The sequence below is a fragment of the Streptomyces sp. NPDC087844 genome (assembly GCF_044742785.1).
Classification (GTDB): Bacteria; Actinomycetota; Actinomycetes; order Streptomycetales; family Streptomycetaceae; genus Streptomyces.
The window spans coordinates 19,512-37,678 of sequence record NZ_JBIUVD010000004.1 but is presented as its reverse complement, the minus strand read 5'-3'; the positions used below and the strand labels follow the sequence as shown (position 1 = coordinate 37,678).

General features: G+C 71.9%; 14 protein-coding genes and 1 pseudogene. 12 read left to right on the top strand and 3 right to left on the bottom strand.

Annotation, left to right across the window (positions count from 1 at the left end):
* Nucleotides 1-107 precede the first annotated feature (107 nt).
* Complete coding sequence (locus ACIOKD_RS10015; RefSeq protein WP_402080797.1) at nucleotides 108-2,300, top strand: primosomal protein N'; 2,193 nt, start codon at nucleotides 108-110, stop codon at nucleotides 2,298-2,300.
* Nucleotides 2,301-2,434: 134 nt separating this feature from the next.
* Here the strand turns inward: ACIOKD_RS10015 and ACIOKD_RS10010 are convergent, their stop codons facing one another.
* The gene (locus ACIOKD_RS10010; RefSeq protein ID WP_402080795.1) at nucleotides 2,435-2,998 is read right to left on the bottom strand and encodes a hypothetical protein; all 564 of its coding nucleotides are present in this window, start codon (nucleotides 2,996-2,998) and stop codon (nucleotides 2,435-2,437) included.
* Nucleotides 2,999-3,385: 387 nt separating this feature from the next.
* Between ACIOKD_RS10010 and fmt the strand changes: the two genes are divergently transcribed.
* A complete protein-coding gene (gene fmt, locus ACIOKD_RS10005; RefSeq protein ID WP_402080793.1) occupies nucleotides 3,386-4,318 on the top strand; it encodes a methionyl-tRNA formyltransferase in 933 nt (310 codons plus the stop codon).
* Nucleotides 4,319-4,548: 230 nt separating this feature from the next.
* Nucleotides 4,549-5,973 carry an RsmB/NOP family class I SAM-dependent RNA methyltransferase gene (locus tag ACIOKD_RS10000; protein WP_402080791.1) on the top strand — a complete coding sequence of 475 codons (1,425 nt, stop codon included), beginning with the start codon at nucleotides 4,549-4,551 and terminating at the stop codon, nucleotides 5,971-5,973.
* Between the two features lie 119 nt (nucleotides 5,974-6,092).
* Here the strand turns inward: ACIOKD_RS10000 and ACIOKD_RS09995 are convergent, their stop codons facing one another.
* A complete protein-coding gene (locus ACIOKD_RS09995; RefSeq protein ID WP_402080789.1) occupies nucleotides 6,093-8,132 on the bottom strand; it encodes an MMPL family transporter in 2,040 nt (679 codons plus the stop codon).
* 320 nt (nucleotides 8,133-8,452) lie between these two features.
* Here ACIOKD_RS09995 and rpe point away from each other — a divergent pair, with 320 nt between their 5' ends.
* The 7 genes from rpe to ACIOKD_RS09960 all read left to right on the top strand — a co-directional run bounded on the left by rpe (nucleotide 8,453) and on the right by ACIOKD_RS09960 (nucleotide 14,848).
* Nucleotides 8,453-9,139, top strand: coding sequence for a ribulose-phosphate 3-epimerase (gene rpe, locus ACIOKD_RS09990; protein ID WP_402080786.1), 687 nt, complete (start codon nucleotides 8,453-8,455; stop codon nucleotides 9,137-9,139).
* A gap of 78 nt (nucleotides 9,140-9,217) precedes the next feature.
* Complete coding sequence (locus ACIOKD_RS09985) at nucleotides 9,218-10,261, top strand: sugar-binding transcriptional regulator (RefSeq protein WP_402080784.1); 1,044 nt, start codon at nucleotides 9,218-9,220, stop codon at nucleotides 10,259-10,261.
* Nucleotides 10,262-10,317: 56 nt separating this feature from the next.
* Nucleotides 10,318-10,443, top strand: a complete 126-nt coding sequence (locus ACIOKD_RS09980; protein ID WP_402080782.1) for a hypothetical protein — start codon at nucleotides 10,318-10,320, stop codon at nucleotides 10,441-10,443.
* Complete coding sequence (locus ACIOKD_RS09975) at nucleotides 10,440-10,778, top strand: barstar family protein (protein ID WP_402080780.1); 339 nt, start codon at nucleotides 10,440-10,442, stop codon at nucleotides 10,776-10,778. Before ACIOKD_RS09980 ends, ACIOKD_RS09975 begins: the two co-directional genes overlap by 4 nt.
* 168 nt (nucleotides 10,779-10,946) lie before the next feature.
* Nucleotides 10,947-12,389, top strand: a complete 1,443-nt coding sequence (locus ACIOKD_RS09970; RefSeq protein ID WP_402081693.1) for a GuaB1 family IMP dehydrogenase-related protein — start codon at nucleotides 10,947-10,949, stop codon at nucleotides 12,387-12,389.
* A 472-nt stretch (nucleotides 12,390-12,861) separates the two neighbouring features.
* A complete protein-coding gene (locus ACIOKD_RS09965) occupies nucleotides 12,862-13,314 on the top strand; it encodes an Lrp/AsnC family transcriptional regulator (RefSeq protein WP_402081690.1) in 453 nt (150 codons plus the stop codon).
* A 334-nt stretch (nucleotides 13,315-13,648) separates the two neighbouring features.
* Nucleotides 13,649-14,848 (top strand): MFS transporter, encoded by a 1,200-nt coding sequence (locus ACIOKD_RS09960; protein ID WP_402080778.1) that lies wholly within the window; start codon nucleotides 13,649-13,651, stop codon nucleotides 14,846-14,848.
* On the opposite strand, the pseudogene ACIOKD_RS09955 reads toward ACIOKD_RS09960, so the two are convergent.
* A pseudogene (locus tag ACIOKD_RS09955) lies at nucleotides 14,781-15,406 on the bottom strand (Repetin). The gene ACIOKD_RS09960 and the pseudogene ACIOKD_RS09955 sit on opposite strands and share 68 nt — an antisense overlap.
* A 178-nt stretch (nucleotides 15,407-15,584) precedes the next feature.
* Between ACIOKD_RS09955 and ACIOKD_RS09950 the strand changes: the two are divergent.
* Both ACIOKD_RS09950 and ACIOKD_RS09945 read left to right on the top strand, forming a co-directional pair.
* Entirely contained in the window at nucleotides 15,585-16,373 is a 789-nt protein-coding gene (locus ACIOKD_RS09950) for a carbon-nitrogen hydrolase family protein (protein WP_402080773.1), read from the top strand.
* An 82-nt stretch (nucleotides 16,374-16,455) separates the two neighbouring features.
* A complete protein-coding gene (locus tag ACIOKD_RS09945; RefSeq protein ID WP_402080771.1) occupies nucleotides 16,456-18,162 on the top strand; it encodes a flavin monoamine oxidase family protein in 1,707 nt (568 codons plus the stop codon).
* Nucleotides 18,163-18,167: the final 5 nt, after the last annotated feature.

The window sequence follows — 18,167 nt, the reverse complement described above, 5'->3', positions numbered from 1 at the left end:
GTGTCGAGAAAGCGATATCGGCCATCGCTTCGGCGGTGATCGTGATCCGTGGCCGGGCCGGTCCCGGGCGGGCGGTGGTGTCAGTGCGGTCTGGTAGGAATGCTGCTGTGAGCAGCGACGACGGGCAGACGGGTGGCGGGGCCGACGGGGCGCCGCCCGAGCAGCTCGCGTTGATCCGGGATGCCGTGCGCAAGGCGCCGCGGGCCAAGCCGCGGACCTGGCGGGGGGCCGCGGTCGCCGGGCACCTGCCCGTCGCGCGGGTGCTCGTGGACAAGGGCGTGCTGCATCTCGACCGCTACTTCGACTACGCCGTACCCGAGGAACTGGACGCCGACGCCCAGCCCGGGGTGCGGGTGCGCGTGCGGTTCGGGGCCGGACGGCACCGGGTGCGGGAGGGGCGGCGCGAGGGCGGCGGGCTGATCGACGGATTTCTCGTCGAGCGGCTCGCCGAGTCCGACTACTCGGGGCCCCTGGCGGCCCTCGCCCAAGTCGTGTCGCCCGAGATCGTGTTGAGCGAGGAGTCGCTCGGCCTCGCGCGCGCCGTCGCCGACCGGTACGCCGGAAGCCTGGCCGATGTACTGCAACTGGCGATCCCGCCACGCAACGCCCGTGCCGAGGGGAAGCCGTCGCCCGAGCCGCTGCCCGTGCCGGGGGTACCGGCGGTGGGGTCCTGGGCCAGGTACCCGAGAGGGTCCGCCTTCATCGAGTCGCTCGCGGGCGGCGGGACGCCCCGGGCCGTGTGGAACGCGCTGCCGGGGCCCGGCTGGGCCGAGGAGCTGGCGCGGGCCGTGGCGGCGACGCTCGCCTCGGGGCGCGGCGCGCTCGTCGTCGTGCCCGACGGCCGGGCCGTCAGCCGGGTGGACGCGGCGCTCGCCGCGGTGCTGGGGGAGGGGCGGCACGCCGTGCTCACCGCCGAGGCCGGCCCCGAGAAGCGGTACCGGCAGTGGCTGGCCGTGCGGCGCGGGTCCGTACGGGCCGTGGTGGGGACCAGGGCCGCCATGTTCGCCCCCGTCCGGGACCTGGGGCTGGTGGCCGTCTGGGACGACGGGGACGGCAGCCACAGCGAACCGCACGCCCCGCAGCCGCATGCCCGCGAGGTGCTGCTGCTGCGGGCCGCCCACGACAAGTGCGCTTTTCTGCTGGGGAGTTGGAGCTGCACCGTCGAGGCCGCACAGCTCGTCGAGACCGGCTGGGCGACTCCGATCGTCGCCGAGCGGAAACAGGTACGCGCGGCGGCTCCGCTCGTACGGACGGTCGGGGACCAGGACCTCGCGCGTGACGAGGCGGCACGGGCCGCGCGGTTGCCGACCCTCGCCTGGCAGGCGGTCCGGGAAGGGCTGAGGACGGGACCCGTACTGGTACAGGTTCCGCGCCGGGGCTACGTACCCCGTATGGCCTGTGCGCGGTGCCGGGCGCCCGCGCGGTGCCGGCACTGTGCCGGGCCGTTGGAGGGCCAGGACGCCGGAGGCCTGCAGTGCGGGTGGTGCGGCCGGGAGGAAGGCGGTTGGCACTGTCCCGAGTGCGGCGGGTTCCGGCTGCGGGCGCAGGTCGTGGGGGCGCGGCGGACCGCCGAGGAGCTGGGGCGCGCGTTCCCGGCCGTCCCCGTGCGGACCTCCGGCCGGGAACAGGTGCTGGACACGGTGCCGGGGTCGCCCGCGCTCGTCGTCAGTACGCCGGGCGCGGAGCCGGTGGCCGAGGGCGGCTACGCGGCGGCGCTGCTGCTCGACGGCTGGGCGATGCTCGGGCGGCCGGATCTGCGGGCCGGCGAGGAGGCGCTGCGGCGGTGGATCGACGCGGCGGCGCTGGTTCGGGGGCAGCCGGACGGCGGGACCGTGGTGGTCGTGGCCGAGCCGACGCTGCGGCCCGTGCAGGCGCTGGTGCGCTGGGATCCGGTCGGGCACGCGGTGCGTGAGCTGGCCGAGCGGTCCGAGCTGGGGTTCCCGCCGGTGTCGCGGATGGCGTCCGTGTCCGGGACCGCGGAGGCGCTGGCCGCTTTCCTCGCCACGGTCGAACTGCCCGGCGAGGCCGAGCTGCTGGGACCTGTGCCGGTCGCTCCGACGGACCCGGGGCGGCCGCGCCGGGTGGGGGCGCCGCCCACGGGCGAGCAGTGGGAGCGGGCGCTGATCCGGGTGCCGCCGGGGAAGGGAGCGGCCCTGGCGTCCGCGCTGAAGCATGCGCAGGCTGCCCGGATGGCTCGTGGGGGGAGTGCTCGGGGAGGGAGCGGAGGCGGCGGGGGCAGCCGGGGCGGCGGCGGGAGCGAAGCGGTGTGGATCAGGATCGATCCGCTTGATATCGGGTGACCTGCGCAAAGGCGGGGATGACAAGGGCAGCGGGGATAGCGGGGACGGGCGGATACGCGTCTGCCCCCGAAGTATTTCGGGGGCAGACTTCGGAAGCGGGCAGGGGACCGCTTCGGGGGCGGCCGGTGAGGGCGTCAGCCGTTGCGCGGGCCGGGGAACGCGTTCGGCCTGACCTCCTCGCGGAGGGTGGGGCTGCCTGCCGTCGGCTGGGTCGGCATGGGCATCGGCATGGGTACGGGCATCGGCATGGAACGGGCGGCCGGGACCGTGGGGATGCCGGTGTTCACGCCGACCGTGCGGGCTCCCGACGACTCGGTCGCGCGCTCGGCCTCCGCGGCGGCCTGGGCCGTCGCTCGGCGGGCGCCGTAACGGCGGTGCACCGCCTGTTTGGTGACTCCGAGAGCCGAGCCCACCGCGTCCCACGAGAAACCCAGCGAGCGGTCGAAGTCCACGGCGGCCGTGACCAGGGTCTCGACGCTGTCCCGCAGCTCCTGGGCGAGGCGGACGGTCGGAGCGGGAGCGCGTCCGTAGACGACGAAGCCCGTGGAGGGGCCGGAGCGGCGCGGACGGTAGACGTTGCCCAGCTGGGCTGTCAGCGTGCGCAGTGCGTCCACCTGCCGGCGGACCCGCTCGATGTCCCGCACCAGCAAGTGCAGGCTGGCCCGAGCCTGGGCGTCGTGGGTTGCGTGGTCGGCCATGAACAAGCCTCTCGAACCGGCGTTGAAAAGGACCGGGCCGCGATTGCGGCCCGTTTTGGTCAACTCTTTCTTGACCAACGCGTTTCCAGGTGAGTGGTCACGCATCAGGGGCGTGGAGACATATGCGTACGCCCCCGGCGGTCGGGTGAGCGCTGGCGTCGTCGCGGGCTGGGAGAGCTTCGGCTGCGGGGCCGGCAAGGGCTTGTCGCGCAAGTTCCCCCGCGCCCCTGAAAGCGAGGGCTGCGCCCCTTCAGGGGCGCGGGGAACCGCGCACCGGGGGTCCGGGGAGCGGAGCCCCGGGTCTGTGATGCGAGCGGTCCCGGGACCGCTCGCCATAGACTGGTGCGCTGCCCGTTGTGAATTCGCCCGAGAGGCCGACTGCCACCCATGAAGCTCGTCTTCGCCGGTACCCCCGAGGTCGCCGTTCCCGCTCTGGACGCCCTGATCGCCTCCGGGCGGCACGAGGTCGCCGCCGTCGTCACGCGGCCCGACGCGCCGGCCGGACGGGGGCGCAGGCTTGTCGCGAGTCCCGTCGCCCAGCGCGCCGAGGAGGCCGGGATCGAGGTGCTCAAGCCGGTCCGGCCCCGGGACGAGGACTTCCTGGCGCGGCTGAGGGAGATCGCTCCCGACTGCTGCCCCGTCGTGGCCTACGGCGCGCTGCTGCCCCGGGTCGCGCTCGACATCCCCGCCCACGGCTGGGTCAACCTGCACTTCTCGCTGCTGCCCGCCTGGCGTGGGGCGGCGCCCGTGCAGCACGCCGTCATGGCCGGTGACGAGATCACCGGGGCGTCCACCTTCCTCATCGAGGAAGGACTCGACTCCGGGCCGGTGTACGGGACCGTCACCGAGGAGGTGCGGCCCACCGACACGAGCGGTGATCTGCTGACGCGGCTCGCCTTCGCCGGGTCCGGGCTGCTCGCGGCGACCATGGACGGAATCGAGGACGGCACCCTGAAGGCCGTGCCGCAGCCTGCCGACGGTGTCACCCTGGCTCCGAAGATCAGCGTCGAGGACGCGCATGTGGACTGGGCCGCGCCCGCGCTCCGGGTCGACCGGGTCGTACGGGGCTGCACGCCCTCGCCCGGTTCGTGGACCGTCTTCCGCGGGGAGCGGCTGAAGCTGATCCAGGTCGTGCCGGTTCCCGAGCGGACGGATCTGGCGCCGGGGGCGTTGGCGGTCGGGAAGAACAACGTGTACGTGGGTACGGGGTCGTACGCAGTCGAGTTGTTGTGGGTGCAGGCGCAGGGCAAGAAGCCGATGCGGGCGGCGGACTGGGCCCGGGGGGTTCGGATCGCCTCCGGCGAGGTGGTGGGGCGCTAGCCGCGCGTGCCTGGGGGTGTGGGGCTCTGCTGCTGTGGGAGTCGCGCAGTTCCCCGCGCCCCTGAGGGAGGTGCCGGAACCCGTGTCTGTGGGTGCGGCCCCGCTCGTCCGCGCGTCGCGCAGTCCCCCGTGCCCCCGAGAAGGCCTGGAGGTGTGCGGTTCTCCGTGCCCCTGAAGGGGCGGCGTACGCTGTGGGGGTATCTCTTCCACTGAGCCGGAGCACCTTTTTCGTGAGTGAGCAGACTCGTCGGCCCCGTCAGCAGGGCAAGCCCTATCGCCGTCCTAAGAAGGACCCCGTGCGGATGCTTGCCTTCGATGCTCTGCGGGCGGTGGACGAGAGGGACGCGTATGCGAATCTCGTGCTGCCGCCCCTCCTGCGGAAGGCGCGGGAGCAGGGCGACTTCGACGGGCGGGACGCGGCACTGGCGACGGAGCTGGTGTACGGGACACTGCGCAGGCAGGGGACGTACGACGCCGTCATCGCCGCGTGCGTCGACCGGCCGCTGCGCGAGGTCGACCCGCCGGTCCTGGACGTGCTGAACCTGGGCGCGCATCAATTGCTCGGGACGCGTATCCCGACGCATGCCGCCGTGTCCGCGACCGTCGACCTCGCGCGGATCGTGCTCGGCGACGGGCGGGCGAAGTTCGTCAACGCCGTGCTCCGCAAGATCTCCCGGCAGGAGCTGGACGCCTGGATCGAGCAGGTCGCACCGCCCTACGAGGAGGACGCCGAGGACCATCTCGCGGTCGTGCACTCGCATCCGCGGTGGATCGTCTCGGCCCTGTGGGACTCGCTGGGCGGCGGGCGCGCAGGTATCGAGGATCTGCTGGAGGCCGACAACGAACGGCCCGAGGTCACCCTGGTCGCCAGGCCCGGCCGCGCGACCGCCGCCGACATCCTCGGCGAGCTCGACGAGGAGACCGCGCTGCCGGGGCGCTGGTCGCCGTACGCGGTGCGGCTGTCCGAGGGCGGGGAGCCGGGCGCCATCGACGCCGTACGCGAAGGACGGGCCGGCGTCCAGGACGAGGGCAGCCAGCTTGTGGCGATCGCTCTCGCGAACGCGCCCCTCGACGGACCCGACAGGGCATGGCTCGACGGATGCGCGGGACCGGGCGGCAAGGCGGCCATGCTCGCCGGGCTCGCCGCCGAGCGAGGGGCCGTGCTGCTCGCCTCCGAGAAGCAGCCGCACCGGGCCAAACTGGTCGCGAAGGCACTCGCCGGAAACCCCGGGCCGTACCAGGTCGTCGCCGCGGACGGGACCCGCCCGCCGTGGCGCCCGGGGACCTTCGACCGCGTACTGATGGACGTGCCCTGCACGGGGCTCGGCGCCCTGCGGCGGCGGCCCGAGGCCCGCTGGCGGCGCCGGCCCGCGGACCTGGACGGGTTCGCGCCGCTGCAGCGTGGGCTGTTGCGCACCGCTCTGGACTCGGTGCGGATCGGCGGTGTCGTCGGGTACGCCACCTGCTCGCCGCACCTCGCCGAGACCCGGGCCGTGGTCAACGACGTACTCAAGGAGAAGGACGCCGAGCTCATCGACGCCCGCCCGCTCTTCCCGGACGTCCCGGCCCTGGGTGAGGGCCCGGACGTCCAGCTGTGGCCGCATGTGCACGGGACGGACGCCATGTATCTGGCGTTGATCCGCCGCACCGGCTGACCCGGACCGGCTGGCCCGGACCGGCTGGCCCGGACCGGCTGACCCGGACCGGCTGGCCCGGACCGGCGGCCCACTCCCGCCGGACCGGCCTCCACCGAGGCTGCTCCGGGCCGGTTCGGTCACTCCGACGGGCCGCCCGGCCGGCTCGGCCACCAGATCTTCGGTCCCACGTCCAGGAACAGGGACGTCACGAGGACGGAGCGCACGATGAACGTGTCGAGCAGTACGCCGAGGGCGACCGTGAAACCGATCTCGGCGAAGGCGACCATCGGCAGCGTCCCCAGGGCGGCGAACGTGCCCGCCAGGACCAGGCCCGCCGACGTGATGACCGCGCCGGTGGCGGCGAGGCCCGTGACCACGCCGGGGCGTGTGCCCTGGCGGGCGGCCTCCTCGCGGATGCGGGTGGTCAGGAAGATGTTGTAGTCGATGCCCAGCGCCACCAGGAAGACGAAGACGAACAGCGGGAAGTCCGTCGACTCGCCCGCGTAGGCGAAGAAGTGCCGGAACGCGAGCGCGCTGATCCCCAGCGCGGCGGCGAAGGACAGCACCACCGTGCCGATCAGGAGCAGGGGGGCGATCAAAGCGCGGAGCAGGGCGCAGAGGATCAGCAGAACCACGAGCAGCACCAGCGGGATGATCAGGATGTTGTCGTGGCTCGTCGCCCGGTCCATGTCCAGCAGAGCCGCCGTACCGCCGCCCACCCGGGCGTCCGCGTCCGGTACCGCGTGCACGGCGTCCCGTACCCGCTCCACCGTCTGTTTCGCGGCCTCGCTGTCCGCCGGGGCGGTCATGGTCGCCTCCAACAGGACCTTGCCCTCGAACTCCGCCTTCGTGCCGGGCGGCAGGCCCAGTGACTCCGGTACGACACCGCGGGTGTCCGCGACCGCCCGCCCGACCACCTCGGCCTGTTCGCGGTCGCTGATGACGACGAGCGGATCGCCGCTGCCCGCCGGGAAGTAGCGCGCGGACACCTCCTGGCCGACGATGGAGTCGGGTTTGTCGGTGAAGGAGTCGGCGTTGCTGATGCCCTCCGCGCGCAGCTGGACGAGGCCGAGCGACAGCAGCGCGAGCGCCGCCGCCGTGATGACCCAAACCAGCCGCGGGCGGTGTGAGAAGCGGTTGCCCATCCGTGCCCAGACACCGCGCTCGGTCGGGTCCTCGGAGCCGAAGTGCGGGACCACCGGCCAGAAGATCCAGCGGCCGCAGATCACCAGCAGGGCCGGGAAGAGCGTCAGCATCGCGACCAGTGCCACGGCGACGCCGACGGCGGCGACCGGGCCCAGACCGCGCGTCGAGTTCATCTCGGCGGCGAGCAGCACCAGCATGCTCAGGACGACGGTGGCGCCCGACGCGACGACGGCCGGACCCGCCCGGTGCAGGGCCAGCGCCATGGCCTCGTGGCGGTCCTCGTGGCGGCGCAGCTCCTCCCGGTAGCGGGCCACCAGGAGCAGGGCGTAGTCCGTCCCCGCGCCGAAGACGAGCACCGTGAGGATGCCCGCGCTCTGCCCGTTCACGGTCAGTCCCGCGTGCTCCGCGAGCAGATAGACCAGCGCCTGCGCGGTGAACAGCGCGGCGACCACACCGATCAGCGGGACCAGCAGCAGGGTCGGGCTGCGGTAGGTGAGCAGCAGCATCACGATGACGACGCCCATCGCCGAGAACAGCAACGTGGAGTCGATGCCCTCGAAGGCCTCGGAGAAGTCGGCGGACGTACCGCCCGGGCCCGTGATGTGCACGGCGAGTCCGTCCCCGCCCCTGCCGACGTCCGCACGGATGGCGTCGACCGCGGGCACGATACGCTCCCAGCCCTTCTCGTCCATCGTGATCGGCACGGAGACCTGGGCCGCCCGCGGTGCCGTCTTCCGGTCGAACACGGGGCCACGGGTCTCCGCGCCCCGGAGGCCGTGCGCGCGCAGTTCCCCGAGTTCTCGTACGTCCTCGTCGATCCGTGCCCGGTCCTGGGCGGTGAGGCCGTCGGCGCGGGCGTACACGACGATCGCGGGGAGCTGTTCCGGCCGGAAGTCCTCGGATGCCTGGAGGACTTGGGTGGACTCGGCGGAACCGGGCAGCCAGGAGGCCGCGTCGTTGTCCTGGGCGTCGGAGAGTTTCTGGGCGAACGGTGCCGTGAGCACGAGCAGCACCAGCCACAGTCCCACCACGAGCCACTTGGACCGCCGACCGCAGACCAGCCGGCCGATACCCCGCCGCTGTTTTCCCCGAGACCCCTGCGACCCCTGCGACCCCTGCGACCCCTGCGAGTTTTGAGACCCCTGAGAGTTCTGAGGTCCCTGAGGTTCCCGTGTTCCCTGCGCGTCCGTCATGGCCCTCCCCGTAGCCGCTCGTGGAGCCGGTGGGCCGACAAGGATGGCATGGGCTGTCCGGCCGGTGCAGCCCCCCGGCCGGAACGAGTTGGTACATACCGACCGGTCCGGGTCGGGACCGGGGAGGCAACCGGCTCCGGGCATGGCAGGCTTGTGGCATGGCCGCGCAGATCAGTCCCAGCATCCTCTCCGCCGACTTCGCCCGCCTTGCCGAGGAGGCAAAGGCGGTGGAAGGGGCCGACTGGCTGCATGTCGACGTGATGGACAACCATTTCGTCCCCAACCTCACGCTCGGCGTTCCGGTCGTAGAGTCACTGGCACGTGCGACGGACACCCCGCTGGACTGCCATCTGATGATCGAGGACGCCGATCGGTGGGCGCCCCAGTACGTAGAAGCGGGTGCCGGTTCCGTCACCTTCCACGTCGAGGCCGCCGCGGCACCCGTGCGGCTGGCCCGCGAGATCCGCGCCAAGGGCGCCCGTGCCTCCATGGCGCTGAGGCCCGCGACTCCCATCGAGCCGTACGAGGATCTGCTGCCCGAGCTCGACATGCTGCTGATCATGACCGTCGAGCCGGGCTTCGGGGGCCAGGCGTTTCTCGACATCATGCTTCCGAAGATCCGCCGTACCCGCGAGTTGATCAACAAGCACGGTCTCGAACTGTGGCTGCAGGTCGACGGCGGGGTCTCCGCCTCCACCATCGAGCGCTGCGCCGAGGCGGGAGCCGACGTCTTCGTCGCCGGCTCGGCCGTCTACGGGGCAGCCGACCCCGCCCAGGCGGTACGTGCACTGCGCACGCAGGCCGAGGAGGCGACGGCCCAGGCAGCATGGGCATGCGGCCACTGAGCCAAGGGAACGTGAACGCCGCCCCTCAGGGCTGATCGAGTACGCCGGATCTGCAAGGATGAACGGCGAATCCAGAGTGTGAACAGCAGTGAGGAGATCGCCGTGTCGGGTATGTCGGCGGGCCGGTCAGCCATGCGGATGGGACCCGCTGAGCTGGTGCAGGCGGCGGCCATGGCCCGCCGCTTCTACCTAGAGGGCAAGTCCAAGATCCAGATCGCCGAGGAGTTCGGCGTCAGCCGCTTCAAGGTGGCCCGGGTCCTGGAAACCGCCCTCGAACGGGATCTCGTGAGGATCGAGATCCGTGTCCCCGCGGAGCTGGACGCGGAGCGCTCCGACGCGCTGCGCGCCCGCTACGGTCTGCGGCATGCCGTGGTCGTGGAGTCCCCGGCCGAGGCCGTGGAGTCGCCCGATCCGGAGAACCTCGGCGAGGTGGCCGCCGACCTGCTCGGTGAGCTGGTCGCCGAGGGCGATGTGCTCGGTCTCGCCTGGGGCCGCTCCACCATCCACATGGCGGCGGCGCTCGACCGGCTGCCGCCGTGCACGGTGGTGCAGTTGACGGGTGTCTACGACGCCGGAACGGCCGAGCGCGGCTCGGTCGAGGCCGTCCGCCGGGCCGCCCAGGTCTCCGGCGGCGACGCCCACCCCATCTACGCGCCCATGCTCCTGCCGGACGTGGCCACCGCGGCGGCGCTGCGCAGCCAGACGGGGATCGCGCGGGCCTTCGAGTACTTCGACAAGGTCACCGTGGCCTGTGTGTCCATCGGGTCCTGGGAGGCCGGGATCTCGACGGTGCACGACATGCTCACCGAGGAGGAGCGCTCCCACTACGCGTCCCTCGGGGTCGAGGCCGAGATGTCCGCGCACCTCTTCGACGTCGAGGGCCGCCGAGTCGGGCGGGACCTGGGGGAGCGGTGCATCACCGTCGAGGCCGACCGGCTGCGGCGGATCCCCGAGGTCGTCGCGATCGCCGGCGGACAGCGCAAGTCGGGTGCCATCGACGCGGTGCTGCGGTCCGGCCTCGTCACCAGCCTGGTGACGGACACGGCGGCCGCGGACGCCCTGATGACGACGGGTCCGACACCGCGTCCGGCCCTGGACCGGGCGGACCCCGACGGGCTCTGAGCCGGCTCGGTACACCGGGATCCGCCCAGGCTCACCGCGGTACACCGGGATCCGTCGTGATCCACCTGCTGTCCGGCAGCGCGCCGGCTGGGGACGGCCGTGGCAGCATCGACGACATGCTGCTCCGGTCCGTCCCCTACACCGATGATCACTACAACTCGTTCAGGGCGGTGCTGAGATGACGCACGACGAGCCGGGACGCGATCTGCCGGGCCGCCACGTGGTCACCCTGGACCTCGACGGGGTCGGGGACAAGGCGGGCCTGATGGAGCGCTGCGTACGCGCTCTGGAGCTGCCGGAGTGGTTCGGCCGGAACTGGGACGCGCTCGCCGACAGCCTCGCCGATCCGTCCGTGTGGCCCGCGACCGTCGGCGAACGGCGACTGCTGGTCGTCGTCACCGGCTGGCGGGCGTACGCGCGCACGCGGCCCGACGAGTGGCAGATCGCCGAGGACGTCTTCGCCCAGGCGGCCGACCGCACCCCGGCGCTCACCGTGGCGCTGGCCCTGGGGACCTAGGGGGCCGGGGCCACCAGGGTCTGGGAGGATCCCACCAATGGGCCCCTGACCAGCCTGGATGATCGACCCAGGGCGTGCATGGCTCCCCACATGGGACAATGAAGTACGTGCTCTCCCTCGGGCTGACCTGTCCGGGGGCCGCCTCTGATCGACTGGGATGTGCAGCACGTGCGTTTCCTCAACGACATCCAGCCCGCGTACGACCTGACGTACGACGACGTCTTCATGGTGCCGAGCCGTTCCGCGGTCGGCTCGCGGCAGGGCGTCGACCTGGCTTCGCCGGACGGCACCGGCACCACGATTCCCCTGGTGGTCGCCAACATGACCGCGATCGCGGGTCGCCGGATGGCCGAGACCGTGGCCCGCCGCGGCGGCCTCGTCGTCATCCCGCAGGACATCCCGATCGAGGTCGTCACCGAGGTCGTCTCCTGGGTCAAGAGCCGGCACCTCGTGCTGGACACCCCGATCATCCTCGCCCCGCACCAGACCGTCGCCGACGCGCTGTCCCTGCTGCCCAAGCGCGCGCACAACGCCGGTGTCGTGGTGGACGGCGAGGGCAGGCCCGTCGGCGTGGTCACCGACGCCGACCTGAACGGCGTCGACCGCTTCACCCAGCTGTCCGAGGTGATGTCCCGTGACCTGCTGCTGCTCGACGCGGACATCGAGCCGGGGAAGGCGTTCGACAAGCTCGACCACGCCAACCGCCGTTACGCCCCCGCCGTGGACAAGGACGGCCGGCTCGCCGGCATCATCACCCGCAAGGGCGCCCTGCGCGCCACGCTCTACACGCCCGCCACCGACGCGGACGGCAGGCTGCGCATCGCCGCCGCCGTCGGTATCAACGGCGATGTCGCGGGCAAGGCCAAGCAGCTGCTCGCCGCAGGCGTCGACACGCTCGTCGTGGACACCGCGCACGGCCACCAGGAGTCGATGCTCTCCGCGGTGCGGGCCGTCCGCGGACTCGACCCCCAGGTGCCGATCGTCGCGGGCAACATCGTCGCCGCCGAGGGCGTACGCGATCTGATCGAGGCCGGCGCGGACATCATCAAGGTCGGTGTCGGACCGGGCGCCATGTGCACCACGCGCATGATGACCGGCGTGGGCCGCCCGCAGTTCTCGGCCGTCCTGGAGTGTGCGGCCGAGGCGAGGAAGCACGGCAAGCACGTATGGGCCGACGGCGGTGTGCGGCACCCGCGCGATGTCGCCATGGCCCTGGCAGCGGGCGCGTCGAACGTGATGGTCGGCTCGTGGTTCGCCGGTACGTACGAGTCGCCGGGCGACCTCCAGCAGGACGCCGACGGACGTCTGTACAAGGAGTCGTTCGGCATGGCGTCCGCGCGCGCGGTGCGCAACCGTACGTCGGAGGAGTCGGCGTACGACCGGGCCCGCAAGGCGCTGTTCGAGGAGGGCATCTCGACGTCCCGGATGTTCCTCGACCCGTCCCGGCCGGGGGTCGAGGACCTGGTCGACTCGATCATCGCGGGCGTGCGGTCCTCGTGCACGTATGCCGGTGCCAACTCTCTTGCGGAGTTCGCGGAGCGGGCTGTTGTCGGTGTGCAGAGTGCCGCGGGGTATGCGGAGGGTCAGCCTCTGCACGCCAGCTGGAGCTGAGGGCTCCGCCGGCGGGGCTGGGTGGCTACGGGCGGCGTGACCGTGGCTGGTCGCGCCGTTCCCCGCGCCCCTGAAAGGCAGAAGGTCGCGCCGTTCCCCGCGCCCCTGAAAGGCAAAAGGTTGCGCCGTTCCCCGCGCCCCCGGAAGTACGCAACGATCTTGCGGACACGCGCATGGTTGCCGCATCACGGGAGTCGTGCGCTGGTTCTGCGGTGTCCTGGCCGCCGCGATCCCGCTCGGACAGCTCGCCGACGCGACCAGCATCGGCACGTTCTTCGCCTCCGCGCTGGTGAACGTGGCCGTCGTGGTGCTCCGGCGTACGCAGCCCGGGATGCCCGTCTTCGGAGTCTGGATGGCCGTCGGGGTCGTGTTCTACTTCAGTTACGGCTACCGGCGGTCGCTCTCGCGACCGGAGCGACTGGTGCGACCAGTGCGGCCGGTGCGAACAGCGAAGAGAAGTGAACCGCCCGCAGTGCTGAACGACCTCGACGAACGTATCGTGCACGCCCTCGCCGAGGACGCTCGGCGCTCCTACGCCGACATCGGGCAGGAGGTCGGGCTGTCCGCGCCCGCCGTGAAGCGGCGGGTGGACCGGCTGCGGTCCAGCGGGGCCATCACCGGGTTCACCGTGCGGGTGGACCCTGCGGCGCTCGGTTGGAAGACCGAGGGGTTCGTCGAGATCTACTGCCGCCGGAACACCTCGCCGGAGACGATTCAGCGAGGGCTTGAGCGGTATCAGGAGGTGGTGGCCGCTTCCACCGTCACGGGGGAGGCGGATGCGGTGGTGCAGGTGTTCGCCTCTGACATGCGGCATTTCGAGCGGGTGCTGGAGCGGATCGCGGGGGAGTCGTTCGTTGAGCGGACGAAGTCCGTGCTCGTGCTTTCGCCGTTGTTGCGGAGGTTTTCTTCTGGGGTGCCGACGTAGCGCTCCGCGGTGGGCGGGGGGTGTTCGGCCGCGGGGCCGGTGGGGCTTGTCGCGCCGTTCCCCGCCCCTGAGAAGCGAAAGATTGCGCCGTTCCCCGCGCCCCCAAAGGCAGAAGATTGCGCCGTTCCCCGCGCCCCTGAGAAGCGAAAGACTGCGCCGTTCTCCGCGCCCCCAGAGGCGAAAGATTGCGCTGTTCCCCGCGCCCCTGGAAGCTGGCGGGGTAGCATTGGGGTGTGATTTGGCGACATTGAGTTAGACGTTGTGCCTCCCGAGGGCCGCCTCGGATGCCGTGGTTTCGGTGTCCGAACTTTCGCGGTTCTTTCGGGAAGGCCCCATGACACTCTCTTCCGCGCGGCGGCTGACGGCCACGCTGTACGGCTACGCGTTCCTCGACGACTTCGTCCTGCTCTATCCGGTGTACGCGCTGCTGTTCGCCGACAGCGGGCTCACGGTCTGGCAGATCTCCTCGCTCTTCGCCCTCTGGTCCTTCACCGGCGTCGTGCTGGAGATACCGTCCGGCGCCTGGGCCGACGCCGTCTCACGGCGGTTGCTCCTGTGGGTCGGGCCGCTGCTCACCGCCGCCGGATTCACGCTCTGGGTGCTCGTGCCCTCGTACTGGGCGTTCGCCCTCGGGTTTGTGCTCTGGGGTGTCAAAGGGGCGCTCGGTTCCGGCGCGCTGGAGGCGCTGGTGTACGAGGAGCTCGACCGGCTCGATGCGGCCGACCGCTACGGACATGTCATGGGCCGGGCCCGTGCGGCGGGGCTGGTGGGCGTGATGGCGGCGATGGGCCTGGCCGGACCGGTCTTCGCGTTCGGTGGCTATCCGGTCGTCGGTGCCGCCAGTGTGCTGGCCTGTCTGCTGACGGCCGCCGTCGCGACACGGTTCCCCGAGCACCGGGCAGCGGACCCCGGGGCCAAGTCCGGCGAGGGGTGGGTCGGGCCGCTGCGGGCCGGGCTCGCCGAGGCCCGGGGGGACCGGTCCGTACGCGCCGCCCTGCTGCTCGTACCGGCCGTCACCGCGGTGTGGGGCGCGCTCGACGAGTACACGCCACTGCTCGTCCGGGACACGGGGGTGGCCGAGAACGCCGTGTCGCACTGGCTGTTGCTGATCTGGGCGGGAGCGACGGTCGGCGGGCTGCTGGCCGGTCCGGCACAGCGGCTGGGCAGGGGCGGGTTCGCCGGGATCCTGGCGGGCTCCGCGCTGGGGCTCGCGGTGGGCGCGGGGGCGCGGACCCCGGCCGGGATCGGCCTGGTCGCCCTCGCCTTCTGCGGGTTCCAGCTGGCGAGCGTCCTGGCCGACGCCCGGCTCCAGGAGAGCATCGAAGGAACCGGCCGGGCCACCCTGACCTCCGTCGCCGGGGTGGGCACCGACCTGGCCACCGTCGCCGTGTTCGGCGCCTACGCGGTGGTCGGGTCTGCGACCTCGCACGCCACCGCCTTCGCGCTGTCGGCGGTCTCCTACCTCCTCACGGCGCTGATCGTCGCCGTCGGGAGGAACGCGGCCAGAACGGTGGAAGCCACGGCACGACCGTGAAGTCGCCCGTGCCCCTCTTCACCTTCCGAAGGGCGCGGAGCCCACGCACCTGGGCAGCCTCTCGGTCTCGACGGGGCTGCCCGTGGCGGCCCAGCTGTAGCCGAGCCGGTAGTGCCGTCCGGTGTCGTGGACGGTGATGCCGACCCGTTTGCCCTTCGCACCCGGCAGGTCGGAGTCGGTGACCATACCGGAGACGACCGCCACCCGGCCGCCGGTGAGCAGGCAGTCCACCTCGGCCTGCCCCCAGGCGCCGTCGCCGTCGGCGTAGTGGCTCCATCGGAAGGTGCCTGTCGCCCTCAGCGGGTCGTCGTTGTCCTTCGCCGCCAGATGCGCGTCGAAGGAGAACGTGATGTCGTCACCGGCGGACCGGTACAGCTTCGCGCTGCCGGTGAGGGAGGCGGCCTCGCGCGCGGTCCCGCCGGACGCAGCCCCGGAGGGAGTTCTGGGGGCCGGCCTGTCTCCCGGGCCGGACGCCGGGGCGAACGCGGTGGCGGATCCGGCGAGTCCGGCGGTGAGGAGCAGGGCCGCGCCCAGCACGGCGGTCCTCCTGCCACCCACAGGATGAGAGCTTTCCGGGCCGGAGCACGCAATGAATCGCCGCCGGAGTGCCGATGGACGCAACGATTCGCGCACCAGCGCGCAACGGCTCCTCCTTGTCCCCGCGAACCCCCGCCCGTACCGTCGATCTGGCCGCCAGTCCGGCCCCCACACCCCTTCCGTCCGGTGAGGAACACGCATGCGCACCGCCCTGCTCCAGAGCTCCGGCCGCCCCGGATCCGTCGTCGGGAACCTCAGGGTCCTCGACGAGGCCGCCGGCCGTGCCGCCGACGCGGGTGCCGGGCTGCTGATCACCCCGGAGCTGTTCCTCACCGGCTACGCGATCGGCGCCGATGCGCACCGGCTCGCCGAGCCCGCCGACGGGGACTCCGCGGACGAGATCGCCGAGATCGCCGGCCGACACGGTGTGGCCGTCGTCTACGGTTACCCGGAGCGCGCTTCGGACCTCGTCTTCAACTCGGCCCAGCTGATCGCCCCCGACGGCACGCGCCTCGCGAACTACCGCAAGACACACCTCTTCGGCTGCTTCGAGCAGGAGTGGTTCACCCCCGGAGACGAGCCGGTCGTCCAGGCCGAGCTGGACGGTCTCCGCGTCGGGCTCATGATCTGCTACGACGTGGAGTTCCCGGAGAACGTCCGCGCGCACGCCCTCGCCGGCACCGATCTGCTCGCGGTTCCCACGGCGCAGATGCACCCGTTCCAGTTCGTCGCCGAGTCCGTCGTGCCCGTGCGGGCCTTCGAGAACCAGATGTACGTCGCGTACGTCAACAGGGTCGGCACGGAAGGGGAGTTCGAGTTCGTCGGGCTCTCCACCCTGGCAGGGCCCGACGGCGGCGCCCGGGCCAGGGCGGGCCGCACCGAGGAACTGGTCCTCGGCGACGTGGACCCCGCGTTCCTCGCCGCCTCACGCGCAGCCAACCCGTACCTGAAGGACCGCCGCCCCGGCCTCTACGGCTCCCTCGTCTGACACCCCCGCCGAACGAGAACCGCCAGCCCCACCAGCCTCGCCCCAAGCGTTCGCGAGCATTCGCGCAAGGAGTCCGTACCCCATGACGTCCACGGTGCCCCCCGCCGTCCCGCACACCGACGCGCAGCCGCCGATCACCATGTTCGGCCCGGACTTCCCGTACGCGTACGACGACTTCCTTGCGCACCCCGCGGGCCTCGGCCGGATACCCGCGACCGAGCTCGGCGCCGAGGTGGCGGTCATCGGCGGCGGCCTCTCCGGCATCGTGGCCGCGTACGAGCTGATGAAGATGGGCCTCAAGCCCGTCGTGTACGAGGCGGACAGGATCGGCGGGCGGCTGCGGACGGTCGGGTTCGAGGGCTGCGACCCCTCCCTCACCGCCGAGATGGGCGCGATGCGCTTTCCGCCGTCCTCCACGGCGCTCCAGCACTACATCGACCTGGTGGGGCTGCGGACCGAGCCGTTCCCCAACCCGCTCTCCGAGACCACGCCCTCGACCGTCGTCGACCTCAAGGGCGAGTCCCACTACGCCGAGACGCTCGCCGACCTGCCGCAGGTCTACCGGGACGTGGCGGCCGCCTGGAACGCCTGCCTGGAGGAGGGCGCCGACTTCCGCGACATGAACCGGGCGATGCGCGAGCGCGACGTCCCCCGCATCCGGGAGATCTGGGCGAAGCTCGTCGAGAAGCTCGACAACCAGACCTTCTACGGATTCCTCTGCGACTCCGCGGCGTTCAAGTCCTTCCGGCACCGCGAGATCTTCGGGCAGGTCGGCTTCGGCACGGGCGGCTGGGACACCGACTTCCCGAACTCCATCCTGGAGATCCTGCGCGTCGTCTACACCGAGGCCGACGACCACCACCGCGGCATCGTCGGCGGCAGCCAGCAACTCCCGGTGCGCCTGTGGGAGCGTGAGCCCGAGAAGATCGTGCACTGGCCGTACGGGACCTCGCTGGCCACGCTGCACGGCGGGGAGCCCCGGCCGGCCGTGATCCGGCTGAACCGCACCGCGGGCAACCGGATCACCGTGACCGATGCCTCCGGTGACATCCGTACGTACCGGGCGGCGATCTTCACCGCGCAGTCCTGGATGCTGCTCTCCAAGGTGGCCTGCGACGACGCGCTGTTCCCGATCGACCACTGGACGGCGATCGAGCGCACCCACTACATGGAGAGCTCCAAGCTGTTCGTGCCGGTCGACCGGCCGTTCTGGCTCGACAAGGCCGCCGACGACAGGGGACGTCCTACGGGGCGGGACGTCATGTCGATGACGCTCACGGACCGCATGACGCGCGGTACCTACCTTCTCGACAACGGCCCGGACAGGCCGGCCGTCATCTGCCTCTCGTACACCTGGTGCGACGACAGCCTGAAGTGGTTGCCGCTGTCCGCGAACGAGCGGATGGAGGTGATGCTGAAGTCGCTCGGCGAGATCTACCCGAAGGTCGACATCAGGAAGCACGTCATCGGCAACCCGGTCACTGTGTCCTGGGAGAACGAGCCGTACTTCATGGGGGCGTTCAAGGCGAACCTGCCTGGTCACTACCGTTATCAGCGGCGCCTGTTCACGCACTTCATGCAGGATCGGCTGCCTGCGGACAAGCGGGGTATCTTCCTCGCGGGCGACGACATCTCCTGGACGGCCGGGTGGGCGGAGGGCGCGGTGCAGACGGCGCTCAACGCGGTGTGGGGCGTCATGCACCACTTCGGTGGCGAGAGCGACCCGGTGAACCCCGGTCCCGGTGACGTCTACGACGACATAGCCCCGCTGGAACTCCCGGAGGACTGAGGACG